Annotated in this window: 17 protein-coding genes and 1 pseudogene; 13 read left to right on the top strand and 5 right to left on the bottom strand. The window is 72.3% G+C overall.

Annotation, left to right across the window (positions count from 1 at the left end; genetic code table 11):
• Positions 1 to 11 precede the first annotated feature (11 nt).
• The 6 genes from IE267_RS19925 (at position 12) to IE267_RS19900 (ending at position 7534) form a co-directional block, all read left to right on the top strand.
• Positions 12 to 1049 (top strand): agmatine deiminase family protein, encoded by a 1038-nt coding sequence (locus tag IE267_RS19925; RefSeq protein WP_189764136.1) that lies wholly within the window; start codon positions 12 to 14, stop codon positions 1047 to 1049.
• A 44-nt stretch (positions 1050 to 1093) separates the two neighbouring features.
• Positions 1094 to 1699 (top strand): TetR/AcrR family transcriptional regulator, encoded by a 606-nt coding sequence (locus tag IE267_RS19920; RefSeq protein WP_161251138.1) that lies wholly within the window; start codon positions 1094 to 1096, stop codon positions 1697 to 1699.
• Positions 1700 to 1798: 99 nt separating this feature from the next.
• Complete coding sequence (locus IE267_RS19915) at positions 1799 to 3112, top strand: MFS transporter (RefSeq protein WP_167156640.1); 1314 nt, start codon at positions 1799 to 1801, stop codon at positions 3110 to 3112.
• Between the two features lie 309 nt (positions 3113 to 3421).
• Positions 3422 to 5065 (top strand): citramalate synthase, encoded by a 1644-nt coding sequence (gene cimA / locus IE267_RS19910; RefSeq protein WP_167156638.1) that lies wholly within the window; start codon positions 3422 to 3424, stop codon positions 5063 to 5065.
• A 133-nt stretch (positions 5066 to 5198) separates the two neighbouring features.
• On the top strand, positions 5199 to 6542 hold the full coding sequence (locus IE267_RS19905; protein WP_161251132.1) for a hypothetical protein: 1344 nt from the start codon (positions 5199 to 5201) through the stop codon (positions 6540 to 6542).
• A 95-nt stretch (positions 6543 to 6637) separates the two neighbouring features.
• Positions 6638 to 7534 carry a hypothetical protein gene (locus IE267_RS19900; RefSeq protein WP_189764135.1) on the top strand — a complete coding sequence of 299 codons (897 nt, stop codon included), beginning with the start codon at positions 6638 to 6640 and terminating at the stop codon, positions 7532 to 7534.
• A gap of 20 nt (positions 7535 to 7554) precedes the next feature.
• Here the strand turns inward: IE267_RS19900 and IE267_RS19895 are convergent, their stop codons facing one another.
• Complete coding sequence (locus IE267_RS19895) at positions 7555 to 8268, bottom strand: SDR family oxidoreductase (RefSeq protein ID WP_189764134.1); 714 nt, start codon at positions 8266 to 8268, stop codon at positions 7555 to 7557.
• 142 nt (positions 8269 to 8410) lie between these two features.
• On the opposite strand from IE267_RS19895, the gene IE267_RS19890 reads away from it, so the two are divergent.
• Entirely contained in the window at positions 8411 to 8725 is a 315-nt protein-coding gene (locus IE267_RS19890) for an ArsR/SmtB family transcription factor (RefSeq protein WP_161251126.1), read from the top strand.
• A gap of 28 nt (positions 8726 to 8753) precedes the next feature.
• Here IE267_RS19890 and IE267_RS19885 read toward each other — a convergent pair whose 3' ends face one another.
• The gene (locus IE267_RS19885) at positions 8754 to 9374 is read right to left on the bottom strand and encodes a YceI family protein (protein WP_167156630.1); all 621 of its coding nucleotides are present in this window, start codon (positions 9372 to 9374) and stop codon (positions 8754 to 8756) included.
• A 192-nt stretch (positions 9375 to 9566) separates the two neighbouring features.
• Positions 9567 to 10898, bottom strand: coding sequence for a helix-turn-helix domain-containing protein (locus IE267_RS19880; RefSeq protein ID WP_189764133.1), 1332 nt, complete (start codon positions 10896 to 10898; stop codon positions 9567 to 9569).
• A gap of 136 nt (positions 10899 to 11034) precedes the next feature.
• Here IE267_RS19880 and IE267_RS19875 point away from each other — a divergent pair, with 136 nt between their 5' ends.
• Positions 11035 to 12393: a M64 family metallopeptidase gene (locus IE267_RS19875; protein ID WP_229861333.1), complete on the top strand. Its 1359-nt coding sequence runs from the start codon at positions 11035 to 11037 to the stop codon at positions 12391 to 12393.
• 386 nt (positions 12394 to 12779) lie between these two features.
• On the opposite strand, the gene IE267_RS19870 is transcribed toward IE267_RS19875, so the two are convergent.
• The gene (locus IE267_RS19870) at positions 12780 to 13832 is read right to left on the bottom strand and encodes a substrate-binding domain-containing protein (RefSeq protein ID WP_189764131.1); all 1053 of its coding nucleotides are present in this window, start codon (positions 13830 to 13832) and stop codon (positions 12780 to 12782) included.
• 234 nt (positions 13833 to 14066) lie between these two features.
• Here IE267_RS19870 and IE267_RS19865 point away from each other — a divergent pair, with 234 nt between their 5' ends.
• The 5 genes from IE267_RS19865 to IE267_RS19845 all read left to right on the top strand — a co-directional run bounded on the left by IE267_RS19865 (position 14067) and on the right by IE267_RS19845 (position 20068).
• Positions 14067 to 16457, top strand: a complete 2391-nt coding sequence (locus tag IE267_RS19865; protein ID WP_189764130.1) for a polysaccharide lyase 8 family protein — start codon at positions 14067 to 14069, stop codon at positions 16455 to 16457.
• Between the two features lie 209 nt (positions 16458 to 16666).
• Entirely contained in the window at positions 16667 to 18250 is a 1584-nt protein-coding gene (locus IE267_RS19860; protein ID WP_167156622.1) for an acyl-CoA carboxylase subunit beta, read from the top strand.
• Positions 18251 to 18286: 36 nt separating this feature from the next.
• Entirely contained in the window at positions 18287 to 18502 is a 216-nt protein-coding gene (locus tag IE267_RS19855; RefSeq protein WP_189764129.1) for an acyl-CoA carboxylase subunit epsilon, read from the top strand.
• Between the two features lie 149 nt (positions 18503 to 18651).
• A complete protein-coding gene (locus IE267_RS19850; protein ID WP_189764128.1) occupies positions 18652 to 19245 on the top strand; it encodes a TetR/AcrR family transcriptional regulator in 594 nt (197 codons plus the stop codon).
• Entirely contained in the window at positions 19238 to 20068 is an 831-nt protein-coding gene (locus tag IE267_RS19845) for an alpha/beta fold hydrolase (protein ID WP_189764127.1), read from the top strand. Before IE267_RS19850 ends, IE267_RS19845 begins: the two co-directional genes overlap by 8 nt.
• A gap of 45 nt (positions 20069 to 20113) precedes the next feature.
• Here IE267_RS19845 and IE267_RS39680 read toward each other — a convergent pair.
• Positions 20114 to 20222 (bottom strand): annotated as a pseudogene (locus IE267_RS39680) (ATP-binding protein); the annotation flags it as partial.

Raw genomic sequence — 20222 nt, 5'->3', positions numbered from 1 at the left:
GGACCACGCTGATGTCAGCTGCCGCCGACGGCTTCCGCATGCCCGCCGAGTGGACCCCGCACGAGCGGACCTGGATGGCGTGGCCCGGGCCCAACGTCACCTTCCCCAACGAGGCCGAGCTCGCCGAGTCCCGCGCCGCCTGGGCCTCGGTCGCCCGCGCGGTCCGCCGCTTCGAACCGGTCACCATGGTCGTGGGACCCGGCCAGGCGGAGGAGGCCCGCGCCCTGCTCGGCCCCGACATCGAGCTCGTCGAGCGTGAACTGGACGACGCCTGGATGCGGGACATCGGGCCCACCTTCCTCACCGACGGCAAGGGTCAACTGGGCGCCGTGGACTGGACGTTCAACGGCTGGGGCGCCCAGGACTGGGCGACCTGGGAGCACGACGCCAAGATCGGCGCCCATGTCTCGGACCTGGCCGGGGCGCGCACGTACACCTCGCGCCTGGTCAACGAGGGCGGCGCCATCCACGTCGACGGCGAGGGCACGGTGCTGCTCACCGAGACCGTGCAGCTCGGCCCCGAGCGCAACCCGGACTGGACCCGCGAGGAGGTCGAGACGGAGATCCACGCCATGCTCGGCACCCGCAAGGCGATCTGGCTGCGGCGCGGCCTGACCGCCGACTACCCGCCGCACGGCTACGGCACCCTCGGCCACGTCGACATCGTGGCCGCGTTCGCCCGGCCCGGCGTCGTGGTCGTCCACACCCAGCCGGACCCGGCCCACCCCGACCACGAGCTCGGCAAGGAGAACGTGGCCCTGCTGCGCTCCCAGAAGGACGCCAGGGGACGCTCCCTGGAGGTCGTCGAGATCCCCGCGCCGACCGTCATCAAGGACGAGCACGGCTGGGTCGACTACTCGTACATCAACCACTACCTCTGCAACGGCGGTGTGGTCCTGTGCGCCTTCGACGACCCGCGCGACGAGAACGCGGCCGGCATCTTCCGCCGGCTGTTCCCCGAGCGCACGGTGACCCTCGTCGACGCCCGGACGATCTTCGCGGGCGGCGGCGGCATCCACTGCATCACCCAGCAGCAGCCCAAGGTGTGACCGCGGGCGGCGCCGGCGGGCGCATCGGGTAGAACTGACGCGTGATGAGTCCCGCCGCCCGCCGCCGCAACACCGCTCCGCCCCGCGAGGAGGTCCTCGTCGCCGCCATGGCCACGATCGCCGACCGCGGACTCGACGGGCTCACCATGGCCGGGCTCGGCCGCGAGGTCGGCATGTCCAGTGGGCACCTCCTCTACTACTTCCGCACCAAGGACGAGCTGCTGCTCCAGACCCTGGAGTGGAGCGAGGGGCGCCTCGGCGACGAGCGGCGCGCACTGCTCGCCCGGCCCGGCACCGTCCGCGAGCGCCTCGACGCCTACGTCGACCTGTACGTTCCGGACGGGCCGCGCGATCCGCACTGGATCCTGTGGCTGGAGGTCTGGAACCGCTCGCAGAACGCGGACGTCGCGGCCCGTGCCCGCCAGGCCGCCATCGAGGGCGCCTGGCACCGCGACCTGGTCGCGATACTCGCCGAGGGCGTCTCGCGCCGCGAGTTCCGAGCGGTCGACGCCGACCGCTTCGCCTCCCGGCTGCGCGCCCTGCTCGACGGGTTCAGCGTGCATGTCGCGGTCGGCCTGCCCGGTACCGGGCGCGCCCAAGTGCTGGACCACGTAAGGGAGTTCGTGGACGAGGCGCTGATGCGCCCCTGATTCGCGCCCGCTACGGGGAACGCAACGCACGCAAGTAGGCCCGATCGTTGCGCCCGCACGCCTTGTCGACCGGGCGGGCCTGCGTCAACGTGGGCGTCCATGGGACGAGAGCAGTGGAAGAAGATCTGGGTCGGTTCGGCCGGCAACATGGTCGAGTGGTTCGACTGGTTCGTGTACGCCACGTTCGCCGTCTACTTCGCGGACGCGTTCTTCCCGAAGGGCAATGAGACCGCCAACCTCATGAACACCATGGGGATCTTCGCGGTGGGCTTCTTCATGCGGCCGGTCGGCGGCTGGCTGCTCGGCCGGATCGGCGACCGCAAGGGCCGCAAGGCCGCGCTCACCCTGACCGTCACGCTCATGTCCGCCTCCGCGATCCTGATCGCGATCGCCCCGACGTACGCGGTCGCCGGATACGGGGGAGTGGCCGTCCTGCTGGTCGCCCGCCTCCTGCAGGGGCTCTCCGTCGGCGGCGAGTACGCGGCCAGCGCCACTTACCTCACCGAGGCGTCCGACCCGAAGAAGCGCGGCTTCGCCTCCAGCTTCCAGTACGTGTCGATGACCGCGGGCCAGCTCCTCGGCCTCGGCCTCCAGATCGTGATGCAGCGCAGCCTCTCGGACGCCGCCCTGCACAGCTGGGGCTGGCGCGTCCCCTTCATCGTCGGCGCCCTCGGCGCGGCCGTCGTCTTCTACCTGCGCCGCTCCATGCTGGAGACCGAGGTGTACGAGGAGTCCGGCGCGGCCCGCGACGAGGACCGGGGCACCCTCAAGGCGCTGTGGGCCCACAAGCGCGAGGCGCTCCTGGTCATGGCGCTCACCATGGGCGGCACGGTCGCGTACTACACGTACACGACGTACCTCACGAAGTTCCTGTCCAAGAGCGCGGGCATGGACAAGTCGACCGCCTCCCTCGTGAGCTTCTGCGCCCTGTTCGTGTTCATGTGCATCCAGCCGCTCGCGGGCGCGCTGTCCGACCGGATCGGGCGCCGACCGCTCCTGATCACCTTCGCCGTCGGCTCCACCTTCCTGACCGTGCCGATCATGACCATGCTCAAGCATGCGGGGACCTTCTGGCCGGCCTTCGGCCTGGCCCTGCTCGCCCTGGTCGTGGTGACCGGCTACACCTCGATCAACGCCTGTGTGAAGGCCGAGCTCTTCCCGACCGGCATCCGCGCGCTCGGCGTCGCCCTGCCCTACGCCATCGCGAACGCGCTGTTCGGCGGGACCGCCGAATACGTGGCGCTGTGGTTCAAGAAGGCGGGCGCCGAGTCCGGGTTCTACTGGTACGTGGCGGGCTGCGCCGCCGTGTCCCTGGTCGTCTACCTGACCATGCGCGAGACGCGCGACATCGATCTCCACCGGGTCGAGGACGAGCCCCGGCGCACCCAGGCGGAGCCGGTTCCGTCGAATTAGTGCAGGTCGGCGGGGCGCCCGGATGGTGAGACCCCCGATCAGGACCCCCGGCCCATGTGGCAGACTGCCAGCGTGCTCGCTTCCGACATGATTATGGACAGCAGCGCGCCGGTCCGCAGTGACCGCTGAAACCGTGGACACCTCCCGCGGCAGCGGCCATCGTGCCCCAGACCCGCGCGCAGACCTCTCGCACCCGCGAGGGGTCTTTTCGTTTACCGGCCCCCACCACGGCCGGGGCGAGGAGCGCGACGACGGGGGCAAGTGGAGCCATGAGTTCGGAGCCACTCACCCGACAGGAGTCAGATCAGCATGACGACCAACGAGGCGAACGAAGCCGCCGAGGAGAGTCTTCGCGACGGCCTCCGGGTCGACGACAGCTTCCACGTCTTCGACACGACGCTGCGCGACGGGGCACAGCGCGAGGGCATCAACCTCACCGTCGCGGACAAGCTGACGATTGCCCGGCACCTGGACGAGTTCGGTGTGGGCTTCATCGAGGGCGGCTGGCCCGGCGCCAACCCCCGCGACACGGAGTTCTTCGCCCGCGCGCAGCAGGAGATCAGCTTCCGCAACGCCCAGCTCGTGGCCTTCGGCGCCACCCGGCGTGCGGGCGGCAGGGCCGCCGAGGACCCGCAGGTGCGGGCCCTGCTCGAATCCGGTGCCCCCGTGATCACGCTGGTCGCCAAGTCGCACGACCGGCACGTCGAACTGGCTCTGCGCACCACCCTGGACGAGAACCTGGAGATGGTCCGGGACACCGTCGCCCACCTGCGCGAGCAGGGCCGCCGGGTCTTCGTGGACTGCGAGCACTTCTTCGACGGCTACCGGGCCAACCCCGAGTACGCCAAGGCCGTCGTGCGGGCCGCGAGCGAGTCCGGCGCCGACGTCGTCATCCTGTGCGACACCAACGGCGGGATGCTGCCCGCCCAGATCCAGGCCGTGGTCGCCACCGTGCTCGCCGACACCGGCGCCCGGCTCGGCATCCACGCCCAGGACGACACCGGCTGCGCGGTCGCGAACACCCTGGCCGCGGTCGACGCGGGCGCCACCCATGTGCAGTGCACCGCCAACGGCTACGGCGAGCGGGTCGGCAACGCCAACCTGTTCCCGGTCGTCGCCGCCCTGGAGCTCAAGTACGGCAAGCGGGTGCTCCCCAAGGGCGCGCTCGCCGAGATGACCCGCATCTCGCACGCCATCGCCGAGGTGGTCAACCTCGCCCCCTCCACGCACCAGCCGTACGTCGGCGTCTCCGCCTTCGCGCACAAGGCCGGCCTGCACGCCTCGGCGATCAAGGTCGACCCCGATCTGTACCAGCACATCGATCCGGGCCTGGTCGGCAACCACATCCGGATGCTCGTCTCCGACATGGCCGGCCGCGCCTCCATCGAGCTCAAGGGCAAGGAGCTCGGCGTCGACCTCGGCAACGACCGGGACGTCGTCGCCCGGGTCGTGGAGCGGGTCAAGGCCCGTGAACTCCAGGGCTACACCTACGAGGCGGCCGACGCCTCGTTCGAGCTGCTCCTGCGGGACGAGGTCGAGGGCGGGCCGCGCGACTACTTCCGCATCGAGTCCTACCGGGCGATCATCGAGACCCTCAAGGACGGCACCCACGCCAACGGCGCCACCGTGAAGTTCTGGGTCGGCGGCGAGCGCATCATCGTCAGCGCCGAGGGCAACGGCCCGGTCAACGCGCTGGACTCGGCGCTCCTGGAAGGCCTTGAGCGGTTCTACCCGCAGGTCGCCAAGTTCGAGCTGGTCGACTACAAGGTCCGGACCCTGGAGGGCAAGCACGGCACGGCCTCCACCACCCGCGTCCTGATCACCACCACCGACGGCACCGGCGAGTGGACCACGGTCGGCGCCGGCCCCAACGTGATCGAGGCGTCCTGGGAGGCACTCCAGGACGCGTACACCTACGGCCTGCTGCGGGCCGGGACCCAGCCGCCGCGCTAGCCGCGCGGCCCGGGGGAGCGGCAGGACCAAGGGCCGCGTCCCCGCGGGACCCCGGTCCCGCGGGCGCCCCTCGGCCCCCGGCCGCGGTACCCCGTATGTCCGTTTCCGCGCGGCCTCGGGTAGCGTCGGGACCATGAGGCTCAGGGTTTTCTCCGCACTCTCCGCCGTCGCACTCGCCGCACTGGCCACGGCGGGCCCCGCCATGGCCGCCGGTGGCGCGTCCGACGTGGCCGACCACCTCAAGAAGAGCCCGGTCTACGTGGACCCCGGAGCCGCGAACCAGCTCAGCCAGGCCCAGGCCGACGCCCTGGCCAAGAAGATCAAGGACGCGGACAAGCCGCTGTTCGTGGCCGTGCTGCCCAACAGCGCCGCGTACCCCAAGAACTCGATCCTGCCGAACCTGCGCACGGACACCGGCGTCACCGGCCTGTACGCGATCCGGCTCGGCGACGCCTTCACCTCCGGCGCCGACAGCAAGGTCATGCAGCGCCAGGCCGTCCAGAACCTGAACAGCGCCGTGCGCGCCCCCGGCACGGGCGAGAGCGCCGCCACCCAGCTCAACGCGTTCGTCGACAAGGCCCTGCCGCAGATGAAGGGCCACGCCCCCGCCTCGTGGGGCGGCGGCTCGGGCTCCGGCGGCGGGGACGGCACCGGAGCGCTGATCGCGGTGGGCGCCGTGGTCGTGGTCGGCGGCGCCGGTGGGTACGCCCTGGTGCGCCGCAACCGCAAGAAGAAGGCCGAGGAGGAGCGGGCCGCGCTGCAGCGCCTCCAGGTCGTCGTGGACGAGGACATCACCGCCTTCGGCGAGGAGCTCGACCGGCTCGACTTCCACCCCGCCGAGGCCGGCGCCGACGACGCGATGCGCGCCGACTACGAGCGCGCCCTCGACTCGTACGAGACGTCCAAGACGCTGATGGCCAAGGCCGAGCGCCCCGCCGATGTGACCGGCGTGACCCAGGCCCTGGAGGACGGCCGGTTCTCGCTGGCCACCCTGGCCGCCCGGCGCGAGCACCGGCCGCTGCCCGAGCGCCGTGCCCCCTGCTTCTTCGACCCGCGCCACGGCCCCTCCGTCGAGGACGCCACCTGGACCCCGGCCGGCGGCGCCCCGCGCCAGGTCCCGGTGTGCCAGGCCGACGCGACCCGGCTGCGCGACGGCCAGGACCCGATGGTCCGCGAGGTCGACACCGACCAGGGCCGCCGCCCCTACTACGACGCGGGCCCGGCCTACGGCCCCTGGGCGGGCGGCTACTTCGGCGGCGGCATGCTGCCCGGCCTCCTGATGGGCACGATGCTCGGCTCGATGCTGTCGACGCCCGCGTACGCGTCCGACTACGGGGCCGGGTCGTACGACACGGGCTCCAGCTACGACGGCGGCGACGTGTCGGGCTCCGACTTCAACCCGTCCGACTTCGGCGGCGGTTGGGGCGACGGGGGCGGCGGCGGAGACGGCGGCGGCTTCGGCGGCGGGGACTGGTAACCCGCCCCGGCCCGCCTGACCTGCCCGGCTGCTGTTGACCCACCCCGTTCCAGCAGGTGATAGTTGCGAGCCGCACATCCAGGGTTGGGGACACATTGCAAGCCGGGCACGAAGACGTCACGGCGGCCTGCGCCGACGTGGAGGCGCTGCTGCGGGCGGGCCGCACCAGCGCCGCGCGCAAGGCGGCACGAGCCGCGCTCTACACGGACGGGCCCGATCCCGCCCTGTACGCCCTGCTCGGCCGGGCGCACGCGGCCGAGGGCCACGGCGACCACGCCGACCGGGCCGCGGCCGTCCTCGACGAGGGCCTCGCGACCTTCCCCGAGGACCTCGGCCTGCTCCTCGCCTACTACGACCTGTGCCGGACCGGCGGCGACCCGGAACAGGGCCGTCGCCTCCCCGAACTCGCCGCACGCATACGGGAGTTGGACCCCGATGCGGTACCCGGGCCGATCGCGCCCGAAGCGGCGTCGAGGCCCGGGGGCCGGGTGCAGCGCCATGACGCCCGCCTCGTCCTGACCGTGATCGGCCACCCGGTCGGTGCCGCCCAGCAGGCCTGGGACCGGGCGCGGGCGCGCCCCGCGGACGACCGGACCGCCGTGCTGGCCGAGACCCTCACCACGCTGGCCCGCCGGGGCCGCGCCCCGCTGCGGCTCCTCGTACGGGCCCCGCTGACCGCGGCCCTCGGCTGCTGGGCGTGGTTCGACGCGGTGCTCCTGACCGTGGCCGCACTGCGCCTGCCGGCCTGGACGGGCCTGGCCGCGCTGCTCGGCCCGGCGATGTTCCCGCTCCTGTACGGGCTGCTGCGCGGCGCCCGCCGCAGGGCCGTCGGCCGCGCGCCCGCCGACTCCGCGTCGACGCCCGCGCACGAGGGCTTCCCGTCGCTGCCGCCCGTGCCGCCGTACACCACGCGCGAGAAGGCGACCGCGGCACTGGTCGTGCTCACGGTCGCCGTCACGCTGGCCGTCTTCGCGGCCCGATTCCCGGGCTGATCCGGGCCGGGCGGGGCCCGCTAGAGGGTGCGGGCCACGCCGCCGTCCACGCGCAGGTTCTGTCCGGTGATGTACGAGGACGCCGGTGACGCCAGGAAGGCGACCGCCCGGGCCACCTCCCGCACGGTGGCGTACCGGCCGGCCGGGATGCGGGCCACGGTGTCCGGGTCCTCGGGCCAGCTGTCGACATAGCCGGGCAGCACGTTGTTCATGCGGACGCCCCGGGCCGCGTACTCGTCGGCGTACAGCTTGGTGAACGAGGTCAGGGCGGCCCGCAGGCTGGACGAGACCGGGATGAAGTCCAGCGGTTCGAAGGCCGTGTACGAGGAGATGTTCACGATCGTGCCGCCGTGCTCGTTGGCCGTCAGGTGCGGGGTGACCAGCCGGGCCATGCGCACGACGTTGAGCAGCAGCATGTCGAGTCCCGCGTGCCAGTCGGCGTCGCTCGTCTCCAGGAGGCCGCCGTTGGCGGGGTGCCCGGTGTTGTTGACGACCGTGTCGATCCGGCCGTAGGCGTCGAGGGTGGCCGCGACCACCCGCTCCAGGTCGGCGGGCTCGGTCACCGAACCGCGCACCGCGATCCCGCCGAGCTCCTCGGCCAGGTCGAGCACCCCCGGCGAGCGGGCGAGCAGCGACACCCGGTAGCCGTCGGCCGCCAGCTCGCGGGCGATGGCCGCGCCGATGCCCTGGCTAGCGGCGGTGACGAGGGCGACGGGCTGGGTCGGGTGGGGCATGGGGAAGCTCCGGGGGTTCGGTCGGCGGGGGTCCTGGCGTGACCCAGTGCGGTTCCGTACGCAGGGGCACGGAAAGGTACGACAGTACGTAAGAAATCGTACAGTACGAGATCTCTCTTACCGTCGCGCTTACACTGGGGGAATGCCGACCCACCACCCCGATCTCGACCGCGTCGCCGTGGAAGACGTGCTGGCCGCCCTGGGCAATCCGGTGCGGATCTCGATCGTGCGCGAGCTCGCCGGCTCGGCCGGGCCGCGCAGCTGTGGCAGCCTGCCCGTCGAGGTCACCAAGGCCACCGCCACGCATCACTGGCGGGTGCTGCGCGAGAACGGGCTGACCCGCGAGAGCCGCTCCGGCCGCGAGAAGCAGATCACCCTGCGCACGGCCGAACTCGACGCCCGTTTCCCGGGGTTGCTCGCGGCGGTTCTGGCGGCGGCCCCGCCGCGGGAGCCCTGAGGCCCCCGGCGGGGATGCGGGCCGGGCGTTACGCGGACTTGATGGCGGAGATGTCGAAGGTGAGCTTCACCTTGTCGCTGACCATGACGCCACCGGTCTCCAGGGCCGCGTTCCAGGTCAGGCCCCAGTCGGAGCGCAGGATCTCGGCGCCGCCCTCGAAGCCCACGCGCTGGTTGCCGTAGGGGTCGGTGGCCGTGCCGTTGAACTCCAGGTCGATGGCGAGCGGCCGGGTGACGTCCTTGATCGTGAGGTCGCCGGTGATCCGGTACTTGTCTCCGCCGAGCTGTTCGGCGCCGGTCGAGCGGAACGTCATGAGCGGGAACTGCTCGGCGTCGAAGAAGTCGCCGCTGCGCAGGTGGGCGTCGCGGTCGGCGATGCCGGTGTCGACGCTGGCGATCTTGACGTCGAGGGAGGCGGCGGAGGCGGCCGGGTTCGCGCCGTCCAGGGTGAGGGTGCCCTCGTGCTCGGAGAAGGAGCCGCGGACGTTGGTGACCATGGCGTGCCGCACGGAGAAGCCGATGCTGCTGTGCGCCGGGTCGACGGTGTACGTGCCGCTCAGGGCGGCCAGCGCCGGGTCGACCGCGACGGGCGCGGGCGCGGCGGGGTCGAGCGTGGTGTCGGTGCTGTTCTTGCGGCCGAAGAGACCCATGACCTGCTCCTTGGGGGACGCGCCGCGGCTTTGCGCCGAAGCGGTTTAAGTTTCAACGAGTTCAACGCGATTCACTGTAGGACTATTCCGTTCGACTTTCAACTACTTCGACGCAACGGCGTGGCGGCCCGCCTGCCGACGGCCCGCCGGCGGGGGTGGGGCGGCGGCTGTTACGGGACTCGAATGCGGGGCTCAGATGCGGGGCGGCAAGGGGGCCGGGCCCAGCGTGGTGGTGCCGGGGGCGGCACGGTGGCCGAGGCCGGTGCGGTAGGCGTCCATGGCGGCTTCGACGCGGCCGGTGCGGCGCAGCAGGTCGCCGAGGAGCCGGCACAGGTCGGCCAGGTCGCCGCTCGCGCCGCTCCGCTCCAGCAGGCCGAGCGCGGTGACGTAGTGCTCCTCCGCCGCCTCGCCGTCCCCCTGCTCCTCGCGGATCAGACCGAGCAGCCGGTGCGCGCCGCCCGCGTGCACCGCGCCGTGCTGGTCGCCGAGCTCGGTGAGGGGGGCCAGCAGGGCCATCGCCTCCTCGTGCCGCCCCAGCCGTCGCAGTACGTCCGCGAGCTCCACCTCGACCTGGGCCGTGAACAGCGCGGCCCGCTTGGCCGCGAGCATGTCGCGTGCGGTGCGCAACTCCCGCTCGGCGCGGTCGAGTCGGCCCTCCTGGGCGTAGACGTAGCCGCGCATCCAGTGGCAGTGCGCCAGATCGGTGCGCAGCCGCAGCTGGCGGTAGATCGACTGGGCCTTGGCGAGCGAGGCGTCCGCATCGGCGAGGCGCCCCTCGGCCAGGAAGGTGCGGGCGACCTGCCGGTGCATTCCGGCGACCAGGGCCGGGTCCGAGACCTGCGGGGCGAGCGCGAGGGCCAGCTCGGCGGCGCGCGCCGCGCGGGCCTGCGCGCCCATGTCCAGGTACGGCCCGATGATCGCGGCGTACAGGAGCACCAGCGCCTCTGGGTCGCCGAGCCCGCTGGTGCCGAGCTCGTCGATGGCCGACTCCAGTACGTAGCAGGCGTAGCGCAGCTCGCCCGCCAGGATGTGGGCGACCGCCCGGCCCCGCACGGCGCGCACCCGGCGAGGCAGCGGCTCGGCGGCCAGGAGTCGCTCGCTCGACTCGAAGTGCCCTACGGCGTCGGCCAGTTCACCGGTTTCGAGCGCGCAGTCGCCGAGTCCGAGCAGCGCCTCCGCACGTTCCTCGTCGAGGTGGTGCAGCTCGGCCTCGGTGAGCAGGCGGCGGAAGCGGACGGCCGCCTCGTCCGCCTCGCCGGTCGCGAGGGCGCGCTGGGCGTCGGTGAGCCCGAGGCGCAGCTCGGTGAGCAGCCGGGCGGGGCGCCCGGTGGCCAGTTCCTCGTACGTCGTGCCGAGGCGCTCGGCGAGATGGCGCAGGGCGGCGTCGGAGGGGCGGACCTTGCCGGACTCCAGGGTGGACACATAGGCGGGCGTATAGGCGGGCTCGGCCAACTGGCGCTGGGTCAGGCCCAGTTCGGTGCGCAGTCGCTGAACTCGGCGACCGATCACGGCTGGTTCGTCCATGGCGTCCCCTTGGCCCCAGGGCATTGCGCACGCCCCGTGCGCCCCCTAATTTAAGCAGCTCGTTCAATGCGTTTACCCGAATGCTTAACTTCCGTTGCAGGGAGGGGACTTCATGCGTCCGCCCACACGTTCAGCCATGCGCCTGTCCAGGCGCCCGCACAGGCGTTTCGGGACGGCCGCGCTCGCCGGTGTCGCCGTGCTGGCCGCGCTCGCGGCCGGGCCCGGCACCGCGGCCGCCGCCGGTCCACCCCTGCCGGGGCCGCGGGTGCAGGTCGAGATACCCGGCCCGGAAGCCGCCTCCGGGCCCACCCCCGCGGGTTCGGGCCATGCGCTGGTCCCGGTGGCCGGGCAGGGCAGGCCCGCACCGCACCTCTCGGCGCCGGCCGCCGTCGCCGCGGACGGCCAAGTCACCAAGGTGGTCGACAACGGCTCGACCGCGGACCGCCTGGACATCGTCGTCGTGGGCGACGGCTACACGGCCGACCAGCTGGACCGGTTCCACGCCGACGCCAAGGAGAAGTGGGGCGAGATCACCGGCGTCGAGCCGTACACGACGTACCAGAACCTCTTCAACGTGTGGACGGTGGACGCGGTCTCGCCCGAGAGCGGTGTCTCCGGCGACCCGGCGCAGGGCGACGTGAAGAGCACCGCGCTCGGCTCGTACTTCTGGTGCGACGGCGTCGAGCGGCTGCTCTGCGTCGATCAGGACAAGGTCGACTCGTACGTGGCGAAGGCGCCCCAGGCCGACCTGGTCGTCGTCCTCGCCAACAGCGCGAAGTACGGCGGGGCCGGGTACAACGAGCCGTCCGTGAAGCTGGGTTACGAGGGCATATCCACCGCGTCGGCCGGCAACGCGAAGTCCGGCCAGGTCGCCATCCACGAGACCGGCCACTCACTGGGCAAGCTGGCCGACGAATACTTCTACCCGGACACGCCGGGCTACGAGCACTACTCGGGGCCGGAGGCCGAGCAGTCCAACATCTCGATCCTGACGGCGGACCGGATGGCCGCCGACCGGACCAAGTGGTACCGGTGGCTCGGCGAGACCTCGCCGGACGGCGGGACGGTGGGCGCGTACGAGGGCGGCGGCTACTACGTCACCGGGCTCAGCCGGCCGACGGACGGATCGATCATGCGGATCCTGGGCAAGCCGTTCAATCTGCCCGGGGTGGAGGCGATGATCGCGGGGTTCTACCGGCACGCCTCGATCGCGACGCCGGGAACTTCCACGGCGCGTACGTTGCGGTCGTCCGACACGGCTCGGGTCGTGGTGCCGCGGCTCGCGGGGGCGCGGCAGTTGACGGTGCGGTGGTATCTGGACGGGCGGGAGCTCCGGCGGTACGAGGGGCGTACGGCGGTGCCCGTACGGGGGCTCGGCCTCGGGCGGGGCGCCCATGACCTGACGGTCCGGGTCGCCGACCGTACGGCCTCGGTCCGCGACCCCGGGATCGCGGCGGGGCTGCGGGGTGCGGTGCGCTGGGAGGTCCGCCGCTGATTCGCCCGTGGCCGGTTTCCCCACCCACCTCCCGTGCGGCGGCATCGAGGCGTTCGGCTCTCCGGGGCTCCGCCCTCCGCGCCCCCGTTCGCGCCTGAACGGCGCTCGTCCTCAAACTCCCCCAAGGCCTTAAGGGCCAGGGGGGACCCCCATGACGGGCTGAAATGCCCGATGCGGGCCAGCACCGAAGCTTTCAGGGGCGCGGGGAACTGCGCGGGAAGCGGGCACGGCCCGCAGCCGAAATGGGGGTCGGGGCGCGGGGGACTGCGCGAGTAACCACGCATGGTGCGAGGTCGAAAGGGGGTCAGGGGCGCGGGGAACTGCGCAAACGGCCCCGTGCCGGCGGGCCCGCACACGTATGCGACCCCGCCCCCCCCGGGACGTGCCTACGTGCTGGACGCGCGGACGTTCAGGTCCGGGAGGATCGAGAGGTGGTGCCGAGGCCGCCCGGGATCGGTGACGCGGAGGGCGAGGAGGTCGACCGCCGCCACCCCCACCGCCCGTTTCGGCGGCGCGACCGCCGTCAGCGGGATGTCGGCCAGCGCCGCCACCTCGTCGTCGTACGCCACGAGCGCGACATCGCCCGGCACCGAGAGCCCCCGCACCCGCAGCCGCGGCAGCAGCACGATCGCGTCGTGGTCGTTGTGGACCAGGGCCGCGTCGAGGAGGTCGGCCTCAACTGCCTGGGTGAACGCGTCCAGTTGGGCTTCCCGGCGTACCGGGTCCGTCTCCGGCGCCGCGACCGTGAAGCGCAGCGAAGGCGGTGCGGGCAGGCCGAGCGAGGCGAGGCCGGCGAGGTAGCCCTCCTGGACCAGCGCGCTGTGCGGGCTGTCCGCGCGAAGGAGCAGTCCGATCCGCCCGCGCCCGGAGTCGGCGAGGTGGCGGACGGCGAGCCGGGCGCCGTGGGCGTGGTCGGTCACCACCCGCTCCGCGCCCGGCACGTCGTCCCCGGACCGCCGCTCCACCAGGACGAACGGCACGCCGAGTGCCGCGAGCCAGTCCTGGGCGCCGGGCGTCCCGCAGGGCGCGATGAGCAGCCCGTCGATTCCGTGGGCCAGCAGTTGGCGGACCTGGGCCCGCTCCTCGTCGGGGCTGTACTGCGAAAGGCCCAGCACCAGGCGGACACCTCGGGCGGCGGCCGCCTCCCTCGCGCCCCTGATCACCTCGGGGTAGTAGTAGTCGGCCGTCGGCACGACGAGGCCGAAGACCAGGCCGGGACCGGCCGGAGGGGGCGGCTGGGCGGCGGTTGGGGAGGACACCTCGGGGAGCAGTGCGCCGCCGTGCACCCGGGCCACCAGGCCGCGCTCGGCGAGCGCCTCCACGTCCCGCCGCACGGTGACCGCGGAGACCTTCAACTCCTCGGCGAAGTCCGTGACGCGAAGCGAACCGCGTTCCCGTAGCCGCCGCAGTATCGCCTGGTGCCTGTCCTCGGCGTGCACGTGGTTCCGCCCCTCCCCGTCGGCCCCTGCCGACCACCGTCAACCGCTGACCAGGAGCGTAACCCTCGTTGGATCGTTCGTGCACGATTCTGTGCGAACGATCAATTTCCTTGATGAATGTGCGAAGTATTGCGCGTTCTTTCGATGTCATGAGAGAAACCGCTCCATCGCGCCTCGCTCAGCCCCTCCTCGCTCCTCCCTCCTCATTCGCTTTCGCTCCGGAGGTCCGCCACCGTGCCATCCCCGCAGGGCAGTTCACGCCGCACCTTCCTCACCGCGTCGGGCACCGGCGTCGCCGCCGCCACCCTCGGTCTGACGCTGCCTCCCGCACCGGCCTCGGCGGTCCAACTCCCCGTAGCGGCCGACGAGTTCGACGCCCTGCGTCTGCGCTGGCGCGACCTGACGCTCGGCACCGGCTTCGACGCCACCGCCGAGCCCTACGCCACCAAGCTCGCCGCGCTCGGCGCTTCGGCCCGGACCGCGCTCGCCGCCATGGCCCCCGCGAACGGCTCGCTCTGGCCCGACCAGCCGCTGACCGACCCGGCCACCGGCTCCGCCAACATGAGCTCCAGCTACGGCCGGCTCAACACCATGGCGCAGGCCTGGGCCCAGCCCGGCACCGGATCCACCGGCGACGCCGCCCTGATCGCCGCCGTCGGCAGGGGCCTCGACCACCTCTGCACACAGATCTACAACGAGAACACCAAGCCGTTCGGCAACTGGTGGGACTGGCAGATCGGCAGCCCCCGGCTCGTCCTCGACACCGCCGTCATCGCGTACGACACCCTCACCGCCGGACAGATCGCCCACTACACCGCGGCCGTCGACCACTTCGTGCCGGACAGCGCGGTCGCCGTCTACAGCGGCACCTCCACCGGCGCCAACCGCACCGACCTGTGCCGGGTGCTCGCCACCCGCGGGGTGCTGGGCAGGAACGCCGCCAAGATCGCCCTCGCCCGCGACGCCCTCTCGCCCGTCTTCCCGTACGTCACCGGCGGCGACGGCCTGTACGCCGACGGCTCGTTCGTCCAGCACACCTGGATCGCGTACACCGGCTCGTACGGGGAGGTGCAGATCGACGGCCTGTCCCGGCTCTTCGCGCTGCTCGCCGGATCCACTTGGGCGGTCACCGACCCGAACCGGCAGATCATCCTCGACTCCGTCGAGCGCAGCTACGCGCCCTTCATCCACGACGGCCTGATGATGGACTGCGTCAACGGCCGCGCGATCTCCCGCCAGACCACCGACGACCAGCTCATGGGCCGCACGATCATGGCCCACATCGCCATGCTGGCCCTCGGCGCCTCACCCGCCGAACGCGACCGCTGGCGCGGGCTGATCAAGGGCTGGGCCGAGCGGAACCGGACCACCCCGGTCCTCACCGACCAGCGCCTCTCCGTCGCCAACCTCGCCCTGCTGCGCGCGGCCGTGGACGCCGCGCCCTCGGCGGCCCCGGCGCCGACCGGGCCGCGCCTCTTCCCCGCGATGGACCGCGCGGTGCACCGCGGCGCCCGTTTCGCCGCCTCCCTGAGCATGGCATCGAGCCGCATCGCGTACTACGAGAACGGCAACGGCGAGAACCTGCGCGGCTGGCACACCGGCTCGGGGATGCTCGCCTGGTGGGGCGAGGGCTTCGCGGGCGACCAGTACAGCGACGGCTTCTGGCCGACCGCGGACCCGTACCGCATGCCCGGCACCACCGTCTCGCGCAAGCCGCTCGCGGACGGCGAGGGCGGCGCGTGGGGCGCGGCCAGGCCCGCCACGACCTGGGTCGGTGGTGCGGGCGACGGTACGTACGCGGCCGTCGGGCAGCACCTCAAGGGGCTCTCCTCCACCCTCACCGCCCGCAAGTCCTGGTTCTTCGCGGGCGACGAGATCGTCTGTCTGGGCGCCGGGATCACCGCCGCGGACGGCGTCCCCGTCGAAACGGTCGCCGACCACCGCAACCTCGGGGCCGCCGGCACCAACGCGCTCACCGTCGACGGCCGTCGCCTGCCTGCCACCCCCGGCCGGCACGACTCCTTCCGGCGGGCCCACTGGGCGCACCTCGCGGGCCACGGCGGTTATGTCTTCCCCGACGGAGCGGCCGTGCAGACCTTGCGCGAAGAGCGCACCGGCACCTGGAAGGCCATCAACACCGGCGGCACCGCGGACCCCGTCACCCGCCGCTACCTCTCTCTCTGGTTCGACCACGGCACCGACCCCACCGACGCCTCGTACGCCTACGTGCTGCTGCCCGGCGCCCGCCAGTTGGAGACCGCGGTGCGTGCCGCCGACCGAGACAAGGTCCGCATCCTCGCCAACTCGCCCTTGGTTCAGGCGATTTCGTCCCGCAGGCTCGGGCTTCTCGCCGCCAACTTCTGGACGGCGGGCGCGACCGGCGGCCTCGGTGTGAACGGCCCGGCGAGCGTCCTCGTGCACACCGCGCACCGCGCGGCGACCCTCTCGCTCGCCGCTCCCGAGCGGACCGGAGCACCCGTCGAGCTGACCTGGGACCGGCCGGTACGCTCGGTCGCCACCCGCGATCCGAGGGTCGAGGTGCTGGCCACCGGTCGCTCGCTCCGGCTGCGCGTCGTGCCCGGCACCTCGTGCGAGACCGTGCGGACCGAGGTCGTCCTCGGCTGACGCGGGGCCGGCCCGGAGCCGGCGACGCGCTGACGGGACGTCGTCGAGCAGGCGCGAGGCGTTGTCCGAACCCAACAGATCTCGGGGCCCCTGGGCTGTCGAGTCGGCTGCCTGGTGCGGGTCTACTGTCAGCCCTCACTAGGAAAGCGGTCCCGAGACTGTTCGGAGTCGACGGAGGAAATCCTTGGTCCCTTTCGTAGGGTCGGTACATGACCGTTGTGGACCAGACCCCGGGTGAGCCGAGCGATACGCGTGGCCGTGTGGCCGAACTTCTCGCCCTGCGTGAGGAAGCCCGTCGCGGGCCGAGCGAGCGCGCGACCGAGGCGCAGCACGCCAAGGGCAAGCTGACCGCCCGTGAGCGCATCGACCTGCTCCTCGACCCGGACTCGTTCCACGAGGTCGAGCAGCTGCGGCGGCACCGGGCCGTGGGGTTCGGTCTGGAGGCGAAGAAGCCGTACACCGACGGTGTGATCACCGGCTGGGGCACGGTCGAGGGCCGCACGGTCTTCGTGTACGCGCACGACTTCCGCATCTTCGGCGGTGCGCTGGGTGAGGCCCACGCCACGAAGATCCACAAGATCATGGACATGGCCATCGCGGCCGGTGCCCCCCTGGTCTCCCTGAACGACGGCGCCGGTGCCCGTATCCAGGAGGGCGTCAGCGCGCTCGCCGGGTACGGCGGCATCTTCCAGCGCAACACCCGGGCCTCGGGCGTGATCCCGCAGATCAGCGTCATGCTGGGCCCCTGCGCGGGCGGCGCCGCCTACAGCCCGGCGCTCACGGACTTCGTGTTCATGGTCCGTGAGACCTCGCAGATGTTCATCACCGGACCGGACGTGGTGCGGGCGGTGACCGGCGAGGAGATCACCCAGAACGGCCTCGGTGGCGCGGACGTGCACGCCGAGACCTCCGGTGTGGCGCACTTCGCGTACGACGACGAGGAGACGTGTCTGGCGGAGGTGCGCTACCTCATCTCGATGCTGCCGTCGAACAACCGGGAGAACCCGCCGGTCCACGCGAGCGACGACCCCGCCGACCGCCGCTCCGAGATCCTCCTGGACCTGGTGCCGGCGGACGGGAACCGGCCGTACGACATGCACAAGGTGATCGAGGAGCTCGTCGACGACGGCGACTTCCTGGAGATCCACGAGCGCTGGGCACGGAACATCATCTGTGCGCTCGCCCGGCTCGACGGCCAGGTCGTCGGCATCGTGGCGAACCAGCCGCAGTCCCTGGCGGGTGTCCTGGACATCGAGGCGTCCGAGAAGGCTGCCCGCTTCGTCCAGATGTGCGATGCTTTCAATATCCCGATCGTCACCCTGCTGGACGTCCCCGGCTTCCTGCCGGGTGTCTCGCAGGAGCACGGCGGGATCATCCGCCACGGAGCGAAGCTGCTCTACGCGTACTGCAACGCGACGGTGCCCCGCATCTCGCTGATCCTGCGCAAGGCCTACGGCGGCGCGTACATCGTCATGGACTCCCAGTCCATCGGCGCGGACCTCACCTACGCGTGGCCCACCAACGAGATCGCGGTGATGGGTGCCGAGGGTGCCGCCAACGTCATCTTCCGCCGTCAGATCGCGGAGGCCGAGGACCCGGAGGCGATGCGCTCGCGCATGGTCAAGGAGTACAAGGCCGAGCTGATGCACCCGTACTACGCGGCCGAGCGCGGCCTGGTCGACGACGTGATCGACCCCGCCGAGACCCGGGCCGTCCTCATCGCCTCGCTCGCGATGCTCAAGACCAAGCACGCCGACCTGCCGTCCCGCAAGCACGGCAACCCGCCTCAGTAAGAGGACCTACCGGACCTCAGTCAAGAGGAGACGAACTTGAACACCCCGAACGCCAAATCGTCCGAGTCCCTGCTCCGCGTGGAGAAGGGCGACGCCGCTCCCGAGGAGCTCGCCGCGATCACCGCGGTCCTCCTGGCCCGCGCCGCCGCCCAGCCGGCCGCCGCCGCTCCCAAGCGCGGCCGCTCCACCGCCGGCTGGCGCCGCCTGGAGCGCACCCCCGGCTTCCGCGCTCCGCACTCCTGGCAGGGCTGACCCCGACCGGGTCACCCTCGCAGCAAGCCCCCGCCCGATGGGCGGGGGCTTTTTCGTTCGCCCGCGGCGGGTGGGCTAGGTATATTAGGCGAAAACCTAGGGCCCCTAGGTTTGTCTGGAATCCGAATCCGGGACCGGGGAGCGCAGGGATGGCACGAGCAGGGCTGACGGCCGAGCGGCTCGCCGTCGCCGGCGCCGAGCTGGCGGACGAGGCCGGGTTCGACGGCGTCACGGTGTCCGAGCTGGCCCGGCGCTTCGGCGTCAAGGACGCGAGCCTGTACTCGCACGTCAAGAACCTCCGCGAGCTGCGCCAGCGGGTCACGCTGTACGCGGCCGGCGAGTTCATCGACTCCATCGCGGCCGCCATCGCGGGCCGGGCCGGCAAGGACGCGCTGGTCGCCTTCGCCGACGCCTACCGGGCGTACGCCCTGGCCCACCCCGGCCGCTACGCCGCCACCCAGCACCAGGTCGACCCGGAGCTGCTCGTCGGCACGACCGTTCTGGCGCGCACGGTGGACACCACGTACGGAATGCTCCGCGCCTACGGCCTCACCGAGCCCGACCTCACCGACGCCGTACGCCTGCTGCGCAGCACCTTCCACGGCTACATCGCCCTGGAGGCGGAGGGTGGATTCGGCCACCCCCGCGAGGTGCAGCGGTCCTGGGACCGCGGGGTCCAGGCACTGCACGTCCTCCTGGAGCACTGGCCCAGGAGCGAAGAGGGGGAGAAGGACGATGACTGAGCCGGTCGTGCACCTGCTGAAGGTGCCCGGTGCGACCCTGCGCTACGAGGTGCGCGGCACGGGACCCGTGCTGCTGCTCATCGCGGGCGGTGGCGGGGACGCGGGAATCTTCGAACCGGTCGCCGAGGCGCTCGCCGACCGTTTCACCGTGGTCACCTACGATCCCCGGGGCCACTCCCGCAGCCCGCTCGACGGACCGGACGTGGACCAGTGCGTCGGAACGCAGGCCGAGGACGCGTACCGGCTGCTCGACCGGGTCGCGCCGGAGGGCCCGCCCGCGTACGTCTTCGGTACCAGCTCAGGGGCGATCGTGGCGGTGGAGCTGCTCACGCGGCACCCCGACCGGCTGGCGAAGGTGGTCGCGCACGAGCCGGTGCTGGTGTCGCTCCTGCCCGACGCGGCCGAGCAGCGCGCCTTTTTCGGCCAGGTCGTATCCACCTTCCATCGCGCGGGGGTGGGCGCGGCGATGGCCGACATGGGTGCGGGGTGCGGTGAGGAGCGCGGCGAGAAGCCGGACCTGTCCGGGCTCTCCCCGCGGATGACCGCCACGTTCCAGCGGGTCCAGGGGAACGCGGCGTTCTTCCTGGGGCGGATTCTGGGTCAGTTCAGCGCGCACGTGCCGGACCTGGCCCAACTGGACGCGCACGCGGGCAAGTTGGTGCCCGCCGCGGGGTGGGCGTCGTACGGGTTGCGGCTGTACCGGCCCGCGGCGTGGCTGGCCGAGCGGTACGGGGTCGCTCTCGCGGAGTTCTCGGGGGGCCACGTCGGTGTGGTGACCCACCCCGGTGAATTCGCCCTCGAACTGGGCGAGTTGCTGCGCTGAACGCGGAGCCCCGCACCCCGGGGCTCCGCACGCGGTTGCGTCTCGTTACCGCAGTCGTGCCATGAGGGCGTGTTCGACGAGGGTGATGAGGGCGCTTTTGGCGTCGGCGCGGTGGCGGGCGTCGGTGACGATGATGGGGGTGTCGGGTCCGATC

Source organism: Streptomyces xanthochromogenes (assembly GCF_014650455.1).
Lineage (GTDB): Bacteria > Actinomycetota > Actinomycetes > Streptomycetales > Streptomycetaceae > Streptomyces > Streptomyces xanthochromogenes.
Note: the sequence above shows the minus strand (reverse complement) of the source record. Positions and strands in the feature narration are given on the sequence as shown.